This window comes from Cupriavidus sp. HPC(L) (genome assembly GCF_000307735.3).
Lineage (GTDB): Bacteria > Pseudomonadota > Gammaproteobacteria > Burkholderiales > Burkholderiaceae > Cupriavidus.
Genome location: NZ_AMPR02000139.1, coordinates 1 through 7860, shown reverse-complemented (window position 1 = coordinate 7860; position 7860 = coordinate 1). Strand labels below are relative to the sequence as shown.

General features: G+C 68.5%; 8 protein-coding genes and 1 pseudogene. 6 read left to right on the top strand and 3 right to left on the bottom strand.

Annotated elements, in window-relative coordinates:
* The coding region (locus B551_RS10170) for a PEP-utilizing enzyme (RefSeq protein ID WP_023264010.1) at window positions 1-343 on the top strand (343 nt) is incomplete at its 5' end.
* Window positions 344-383: 40 nt separating this feature from the next.
* Here B551_RS10170 and B551_RS10165 read toward each other — a convergent pair.
* Window positions 384-1988 carry a methyl-accepting chemotaxis protein gene (locus B551_RS10165; protein ID WP_006580001.1) on the bottom strand — a complete coding sequence of 535 codons (1605 nt, stop codon included), beginning with the start codon at window positions 1986-1988 and terminating at the stop codon, window positions 384-386.
* A gap of 168 nt (window positions 1989-2156) precedes the next feature.
* On the opposite strand from B551_RS10165, the gene B551_RS10160 reads away from it, so the two are divergent.
* Window positions 2157-2510, top strand: coding sequence for a thioredoxin family protein (locus B551_RS10160; protein WP_006580000.1), 354 nt, complete (start codon window positions 2157-2159; stop codon window positions 2508-2510).
* Window positions 2507-3151 carry a DinB family protein gene (locus B551_RS10155; RefSeq protein ID WP_371259308.1) on the top strand — a complete coding sequence of 215 codons (645 nt, stop codon included), beginning with the start codon at window positions 2507-2509 and terminating at the stop codon, window positions 3149-3151. The genes B551_RS10160 and B551_RS10155 overlap by 4 nt, the downstream gene beginning before the upstream one ends.
* 82 nt (window positions 3152-3233) lie before the next feature.
* On the opposite strand, the gene B551_RS10150 is transcribed toward B551_RS10155, so the two are convergent.
* Both B551_RS10150 and B551_RS10145 read right to left on the bottom strand, forming a co-directional pair.
* Entirely contained in the window at window positions 3234-4232 is a 999-nt protein-coding gene (locus tag B551_RS10150; protein ID WP_023264008.1) for a siderophore ABC transporter substrate-binding protein, read from the bottom strand.
* A gap of 11 nt (window positions 4233-4243) precedes the next feature.
* Window positions 4244-6133: a ligand-gated channel protein gene (locus B551_RS10145; RefSeq protein WP_006579997.1), complete on the bottom strand. Its 1890-nt coding sequence runs from the start codon at window positions 6131-6133 to the stop codon at window positions 4244-4246.
* On the opposite strand from B551_RS10145, the gene B551_RS27050 reads away from it, so the two are divergent.
* The 3 genes and pseudogenes from B551_RS27050 to B551_RS10135 all read left to right on the top strand — a co-directional run.
* Window positions 6111-6416: a hypothetical protein gene (locus B551_RS27050; RefSeq protein WP_253281342.1), complete on the top strand. Its 306-nt coding sequence runs from the start codon at window positions 6111-6113 to the stop codon at window positions 6414-6416. The genes B551_RS10145 and B551_RS27050 overlap by 23 nt on opposite strands.
* A 145-nt stretch (window positions 6417-6561) precedes the next feature.
* The gene (locus B551_RS10140; RefSeq protein ID WP_043438610.1) at window positions 6562-7269 is read left to right on the top strand and encodes a response regulator transcription factor; all 708 of its coding nucleotides are present in this window, start codon (window positions 6562-6564) and stop codon (window positions 7267-7269) included.
* Between the two features lie 3 nt (window positions 7270-7272).
* Window positions 7273-7860, top strand: a pseudogene (locus tag B551_RS10135) (two-component sensor histidine kinase); the annotation flags it as partial.

Here is a 7860-nt window from a genome sequence, read left to right as displayed (position 1 = left end):
GGCCGATGCGGCCGCCGGGCGCTGGTCCGGCACGCCGGTCGGCGCCGGGCAGGCGCGCGGACCGGCCTGCGTCGCGCGCAGCCCACAACAGGCGACCGGGATGGCGAACGGCGACATCCTGGTCGCGCCGAGCACCGATCCGGCCTGGACGCCGCTGTTCCTGCGCGCGGGCGGCCTGGTGATGGAGACCGGCGGCTACCTGTCGCACGGCGCGATCGTCGCGCGCGAGTTCGGCATTCCGGCGGTCGTCAATCTGCCGGGCATCCTGTCGCAGCTCGCCGACGGCGACATGGTGGCCGTCGACGGCAACCGCGGCACCGTACAGCGGGTCGCCGCGAGCTAGTCCTTCAGGTTCTTCAGGTTCTTCAGGTCCTTCAGGTTTTTCAAGCCGCCGCCAGCTGCCCGCGGGCAGCCGCCGGGGCCTTCGACGGCATGGCCGCGTCATGGCCCGCCGCGAGGCGGAACATCGACACCGTGTCGAGCAGGCGCGTTGCCTGTTCGTCCAGCGAATGCGCCGCGGCCGCGGCCTCCTCGACCAGCGCGGCGTTCTGCTGCGTGACCTGGTCCATCTGGCCGACCGCCTGGTTGACCTGCTCGATGCCGCGGCTCTGTTCGCCGGTGGCCGCGGCGATCTCGCCGATGATGTCGGACACCTGCTTGACCGCCTGCTGGATCTCGTTCATGGTCGCGCCGACGCTTTCGGCCTGCGCCGAGCCGGTGCGCACGGTCGTCACCGAGGCGTCGATCAGCTCCTTGATTTCCTTGGCGGCGGTCGACGAGCGCTGCGCCAGCGTGCGCACCTCGCCGGCCACCACCGCGAAGCCGCGGCCCTGCTCGCCGGCACGCGCCGCTTCCACCGCCGCGTTCAGCGCCAGGATGTTGGTCTGGAAGGCGATGCCCTCGATCATGCCGGTGATCTCGGCGATGCGGTTCGAGTTGGTGCTGATCGCGCCCATCGTTTCGACCATCTGGCCGGTGGCGACATGGCCGTGCTGCGCGACCGCGGCGGCGTTGTCGGCCAGCGTGCTGGCCTGGCGCGCGCTGTCGGCGTTGTGGCGGACCGTGGTGGTCAGCTCTTCCATGCTGGAAGCCGTCTCTTCAAGCGACGCGGCCTGCTGTTCGGTGCGCGACGACAGGTCGGCGTTGCCGGCGGCGATCTGGCGTGCGGCCACGCCGACCGAATCGCTCGACTGGCGCACCTCGCGCATCGCTGCGGCGACACGGTCGAGCAACGCATTGAAGCTCTGCGCGGTACGACCCACCTCGTCCAGGCGGCGCACCGGCGAACGATGGCCCAGGTCCAGCGTTTCGCTGACATGCTCCATGCTGGCCTGCATCTCGCCCAGGCTGTCGCGGATGCGGCGATACAGCAGCCACGCCAGCACGGCCACCACCAGCACGGTCACGCCGATCACGGTGCCGAACACGCGCACCGCGATCGCGCTGGCGCGCTGGTTCTCGGCCACCGAGTCGTCGCCCATCTTGCTGTTGAAGTCCAGATGCGCGTCGATCTGCTTGCGCAGCGCGGCCGATGCCAGATGCAGCTCGCCCGACGACAGCATCGCGTGCAGGCCGGCGGTGTCGTTGGTGTGGGAGAGCGCGAAGAACGCGGCATGCTGGGCGCGATAGCGCGCCAGCGCGGCACGGTCTTCTTCCAGCAGCTTGCGGTCGGCATCATTGGAGATGTCCTCGCGCTCGTATTTGGCGGCCAGTTCGTCGAAGCGTGCGATCGCCTTGGCGACCTCTTTCTCCGCGTCGTCCTTGGCAGCCGCATCGTCGGCGAGCGCGTGGCGGTACAGCTGCACCCGGATCGCGGTGGTGCTGTCCTTGATCGCATTGAGCCGGCGCACGCTGGTCAGCGTGTTTTCGTTGAAGTACTCGAGGCGTTGTTCGGCCTGGTTCAGTTGCCAGATGCCGCCGAGGCCGACGACGAGCATGGCGAGCAGGGAAAAGAACAGCGTGAAAAGCAGACGTTGACTGATGTTCATGATGGGCCAGGGGACGGCTATCATCAGAAAAGCGACTCAGTAGCCGCTTAATTCTGATGTTAGTGTGGTTTCATTCAGGGTTTACGTCAGCCCTGGCGCACACTTGAGCCGCGCTTGGCGTGAATTTCGCTAGATCAGGGATATCGAGGACAACGACGGAGACGACAAATGGCCATGTCCGAAACCTATATGGCGATCGAACCGCCACGCGAGGATATCGACGCGCTGCCCGGCGCCGCGGTGCTGGAGTTCGGCGCGCCCTGGTGCGGCTACTGCATGCGGGCGCAGGCGCCGATCGCGTCGGCCTTCTCGCGCCACCAGCAGGTAAGGCACATCAAGGTCGAGGACGGCAGCGGCCGTCCGCTGGGCCGCTCGTTCCGCATCAAGCTGTGGCCGACACTGGTGTTCCTGCGCGATGGCAAGGAAGTGGCGCGGCTGGTCAGGCCGACCGACGCCGACGAAATCGAGAAGGCGATGCGGCAGATCGACCGGATGGCCGGCGACGAGGCGGCCGCCGCATGACCGAGGCGCGGGTCGGCGCGGCTCTGTTCCGGTCCGCCGGAGGGAAACAGCGGCGTCATGGTTGTCGACGTGCCGCGGCGCTCGGTACAGTGCGCCATGCGTTCCACCACGCCGAGCCCAGCCGCCCCCACGACATGATCGACGCCGCCACCCTTGCCGCCCTGCGCGACTTCCCGCGCCAACTGGAAGCCTTCTACGCGGCCGTTCCGGCCACGCATCGCAACTGGTCCCCGGCCAGTTGGGACGGCGTGCCGAGCGAGCCGTTCACGCCGATCGGCCAGCTGTGCCACGTTCGCGATATCGAGATCGACGGCTATCACCTGCGCCTTGAGCGCGCATTGAGCCAGACGCACCCGCTGCTGCCGTCGATCGACGGCGACGCGCTGGCAATCGAGCGTGCCTATGCGACGGCCGATGGCGCGCAGGCGCTCGCAGACTTCCGCGCGGCGCGCGAGAAGTCCGTCGCGCTGATCGCCGGACTGAACGATCGGCAGCTTGCCCGCACCGCAGAGTTCGAGGGCTACGGGCCGCTGACGGTCCGCAGCCTCGTGCACTATCTATGCAGCCACGACCAGCAGCATCTGGCGGGGCTGCAGTGGCTGCTTGGGAAGATGCACGCGGAAACCGCGATCGCTGCCTAGCCCGCGGCAATCGCCGTTCCACATCCCGTCGCCCCCGCGAACGCGGGGGCCCAGCGTCTTTATCCGCTGGCCTCGCCGAAAGTCACTGGGTTCCCGCATGCGCGGGAACGACGGAGGTTGGGGCCGGGGCGGCATCGCGCAGGGCATCGCTTATCTGCCGCACCGTCAGCTGCATGCCGCGCACACCGCCGCCATCCATCAGGTACCACAGGATCGGGTCGAGCTTGACCACGCGCACCGGCTTGCCCGCGGCATTGCGCCCCAGCGCGGCGCCGTCGATCGAGGCGAGCGCGGCGGACGGCGGCTTGCCGACCGCCGCGTCGCGGTCGATCACGAACAGCCAGTCTGGATTGGCCTCCCGGATCTGTTGCACCGTCAGCTTCGTTCCCCTGCCCTCCGGATTCAAACCCGGCAGTGCCGCCTGGAAGCCGAACGCATCGTGCACGGTGCCGAAGCGCGAGCCCGGCCCTTGCGCGCTGATGTGGTCGCCGGCGGTCAGCACCACCAGCGCGGTGCCCGCGGTGGCGGCCTTCTGCTTCAGCGCGTCCACGCCGGCGCGCAGCGCCTGCACGGCGCTGCCGGCTTGCTGCTGCCGGCCAAACACGCGGCCCAGGCTCTCGGCATGGCGCGCGATGCTGCCGATCCGGTCGCCGCGATCGAGGCTCAGATCGACCGTCGGGGCGAGGCGGGACAGCGTCTCGTACTGCTTTGCCGAACGTCCGCCGACGACGATCAGGCCCGGCGCAATCGCCTCGATCACCGCCTGGTTCGGTTCGAACAGCGTGCCGACCTTGACCACGCTGTCCTCCTGGTAGCGGGCCAGGTGCGGGGGCAGCTTCGTTGCCGGAACGCCGGCCACCGGCACGCCCAGCGCATCGAGCGTATCGAGCGTGGGCAGGTCCATCGTGACGACCCTGGCGGGAGCGGCGGCCAGCGTCGTGTTGCCCTTTGCATGGGCGATCGACAGCGCGGCACCGGTGGCGGCGAGCGTCGGCGTCGGAGCCGCCGCGAACGCGCTGCATGCCGCGCAGAGCGACAGCGCGGCGAACGCGGCGGACATCTTGAACGGAATCGATTGCATGGCCGGACTCCTCAGAACTTGACCGAGACGGTCATCCAGTAGCGCCGGCCGTCTTCGACATAGCCGTAGTCGACATAGCGGACCGACTTGTCGAACAGGTTGTAGATGCCGGCGAACACCGACACGTTCTTGTTGACCGCGTAGGTCGCGCCCAGGTCGACGAAGGTGTACGACGGCGCCACCACGGTGCTCGACGACGGGCCGGTGATCGGCTGGCTCTCCTTGCCGCGATAGTTGACGCGCGCCCAGGCGCGCAGCGCGCCGGTGGCCTGCCAGTTCAGCGTGGCCGTCAGCAGGTGCCTGGGCAGCTGGTTCAGCGGCTGGCCCTGGTACTGGCCGCCTTCCTGCTCGGACTTGGTGAAGGTGTAGCTGCCGACCAGCGACCAGTCGCGCGCCAGCGGCCACTTCAGGTTCGCCTCGATGCCGCGCGAGTACGCCTTGTCGACGTTCATGTAGGTCGTCGGATTGGCACCGAACTGGTTCGGTCCATCGGTGCACTGCGTGAGCGGGCAGGCGACCCGGGTGATCTTGTCCTTGAAGTCGTTGTTGAACATGGTGAAACCGGCGTGGAAGCCCGTGCCGTTGTCGTACAGCAGGCCGATCTCCTGCGTGACCGAGGTCTCCGGCTTCAGATCGGGATTGCCGTACATGTTGCCGCCGCGGCTGGTCTGGCCCCAGCCGGCCACGGTCTGGCGCAGGTCGGGGGCGCGGAAGCCGGTCGACACGCCGCCCTTGACGGTCCAGCGATCGGCCACCTGCCAGACGCCGTAGAGGCGCGGACTGTAGTGGTCGCCGAACTTCTCGTCCTTGTCCATGCGCAGGCCGCCGGTCAGCGCGAAGCGCTCTGTCAGCCGCCATTCGTCCTCGGCGAACAGCGCCCATTGATAGCGCTCGACCTGGTTCGGCCCGCCCGCGATCTGGTTGCCGGTCTGGTCGTTCAGGCGCTGGTTCAGATAGTTGGCGCCGACGGTCAGCATGTGGTTGTCGAGCGGCATCGTCCAGCTGGTGCGCATGTCCAGATTCCTGATCTTCATCTGGCGCGTGCGGTTGTCGAACTCCTCCTGCTGGATATAGCTGTCCGAGGTCGCGAAGCCCCAGCGGCCGGTGTGCGACAGCGCGTATTTCTCGCTGCGGTAGTCGGTCTCCGACGATGCCGGGCAGCCGGTGCGCGGGCAGCTCGTGCCAGGCGGCAGCGGCGCCACGGTCCTGCCCAGCGTCTGCTCGATGTTCTGCCGCATCGAGGTCGCCTCGAGCACGATGTCGTGGTTGCGGTTCGGCGTCAGCGCCAGTTTCGCGGTCACGTTGCGCGTATCGCGGCCGCGAAAGCCGTAGACGATGTCGTCCTCTTCGCGATGCGTGTACTGGCCGTACAGCTGCAGTCCCAGCAGATCGGTCTGCAGCGGGCCGGCCAGATAGAAATTGCCCTGGTAGGTGTTGCCGGAGCCGCTGTGCTGCTGCAGCGTGGCGTCGGTGCGTACCTCGCCGGTCCATCGCTTCGGCACCTTGCGCGTGATGATGTTGATCACGCCGCCCATCGCGTCCGAGCCGTACAGCGACGACATCGGCCCGCGCACGACCTCGATCCGTTCGATGGCGGCCAGCGGCGGCGTCCATCCGCCCTCGACGCCGGCGCTGTCGGAGTTGGTGCGGGTCTCGCGCGAGTTCTGGCGCTTGCCGTCGATCAGGATCTGCGTGTACTTGGCGCCCATGCCGCGCAGGCTGATGTCCTGCCGGTCGGCGCCGCCGGTGACCACCACGCCCGGCACGCCGATCAACGCGTCGTGGATATCGCGATAGGAACCGTTCTCCAGGTCCTCGCGCGTGATTACCGAGATCGACGCGGGGGCCTCCTTGATCTGCTGCTCGTAGCCCGAGGCGGTGACCACCACGGTCTCGAGCATGGCCGGCGCGGCCGGCGCTTTTGCCTCGCTGGCGGCCGGCTGCGCGAACGCACCGCCTGCGATCCATGCCGCGCCGCCCGCGCACAGCGTGGCGGTAACCCTTGCCACCGCGCGCGGCCTGCGTTGCCGCGTCGCTGCCGTACTGCCGATTGATCCCGCCGATGCCGCCGATGCCGCCGTCCTGCTGCTCTTGCCGCTCTTGCTGCTCTTGCTGCCGCTACTGCTCATGCTCGCGATTTCCCCGTATGCCCGGAACGTCATCGGTCACCGGTCTTGTGAATGACAATCATTCTCATATTAGAATGTGGTCCGCCGGGCTCTTTCAACGGGCTTTGGACAGCTTTTGACTTCTTTGCACTTCTTGACGTGGGCCGCGATCGCCGCTCGATCGCGGCCCACGGGGACGGTGCCCATCCTTTCCGATTCGCATGCAACTACGCTCGCCCGACGCGCCCCGCCGCATCCTGCTGATCGACGACGACGTCGAACTGACGCAGATGCTGCGCGAATACTTCGAGCCCGAGCGCTGGCAATTCTCGGTCGTGCATCGCGGCGCCGAGGGCGAAGCGCTGCTCGCGCGCGATGACCACGACCTGGCGCTGCTCGACCTGATGCTGCCCGACGGCAACGGGCTCGAACTGCTGCGCCGCCATCGCGCGCGTTCGCAGCGCCCGGTGATCATGTTCACCGCGCATGGCGACGAGACCGATCGCGTGATCGGCCTGGAGCTCGGCGCCGACGACTATCTGGCCAAGCCGTTCAGCCCGCGCGAACTGAAGGCGCGCATCGGCGCCGTGCTGCGCCGCTTCGACACCACGCCGGACAGCGCGCCCGACACGCTGGCGATCGGCGGCCTGACCTTGCACCTGGGCTCCGGCAAGGTCGCGCAGGCCAATGGCGAGACCTCGCTGACCGGCGCGGAAGCGCGGATCCTCGAAATGCTGATGCGCTCGGCCGGACAGGTGGTGGGGCGCGAACCGCTCGGCCAGTTCGCGCTGGGGCGCGTGCCCGGCCGCTACGACCGCAGCATCGATACGCATATCAGCAGCCTGCGCCGCAAGCTGGGGCTGGACGGGTCCGGGAGCACGACGGCCATCCGCAACCAGCGCGGCCGCGGCTACGTGCTGGTGGCTTGAGCCATGGCATCGCTGCCGCTGTTCTGGCGCAACTTCCTCGCCTTCTGGACCGGCATGGCCGCGATCGTGGCGATCGGCATGGCACTGACCGCGTCGGTCGCCTGGTATCGCTTCCAGGCGCTGGACGGCCTCAATCCGGCCAGCCTGACGCAGGACGCGCTGCAGATCGCCCGCACGCAGGGACGGCCGGGGCTGGAGCGCTGGGTGCGCGCGATGGATTCGCGCTTCTCGGCGCTGCAGATCTACGTGGTCGACGAGCACAACGCCGACATCCTGGAGCGCCGCCTGCCGACACGGGTGCATGACTGGGTTAGTACGCTGGAGCGCCCGCGCCATGCGCTCGCCGCGAGCCCCCCGCTCGACCACGATCGCGGCACGCTGCCGCTCGCGCCCGGCGCCAGCGTGTCATGGTGGGACCCGCAGGCGATCCCGCTGCCCGACGGCGAGGATCTGCTGCTGGTGTTCCTGCCGTTCGATTCCTCGCGCTGGGAGATGCTGCACCTGTCGCCCGTGATGCTGGCGCTGGGCCTGTTCGCGCTGGCGGTCAGCGCGCCGCTGTGCTGGGCACTGACGCGCCATGTCACGGCGCCG

What these genes read in the sequence shown, in the direction of transcription:
- B551_RS10140 (WP_043438610.1), top strand. Translation starts at nt 6,562, where the DNA reads ATGCAACTACGCTCGCCCGACGCGCCCCGCCGCATCCTGCTGATCGAC.
- B551_RS10160 (WP_006580000.1), top strand. Translation starts at nt 2,157, where the DNA reads ATGGCCATGTCCGAAACCTATATGGCGATCGAACCGCCACGCGAGGAT.
- B551_RS10150 (WP_023264008.1), bottom strand. Translation starts at nt 4,232, where the DNA reads ATGCAATCGATTCCGTTCAAGATGTCCGCCGCGTTCGCCGCGCTGTCG.
- B551_RS10165 (WP_006580001.1), bottom strand. Translation starts at nt 1,988, where the DNA reads ATGAACATCAGTCAACGTCTGCTTTTCACGCTGTTCTTTTCCCTGCTC.
- B551_RS10145 (WP_006579997.1), bottom strand. Translation starts at nt 6,133, where the DNA reads ATGCTCGAGACCGTGGTGGTCACCGCCTCGGGCTACGAGCAGCAGATC.
- B551_RS10155 (WP_371259308.1), top strand. Translation starts at nt 2,507, where the DNA reads ATGACCGAGGCGCGGGTCGGCGCGGCTCTGTTCCGGTCCGCCGGAGGG.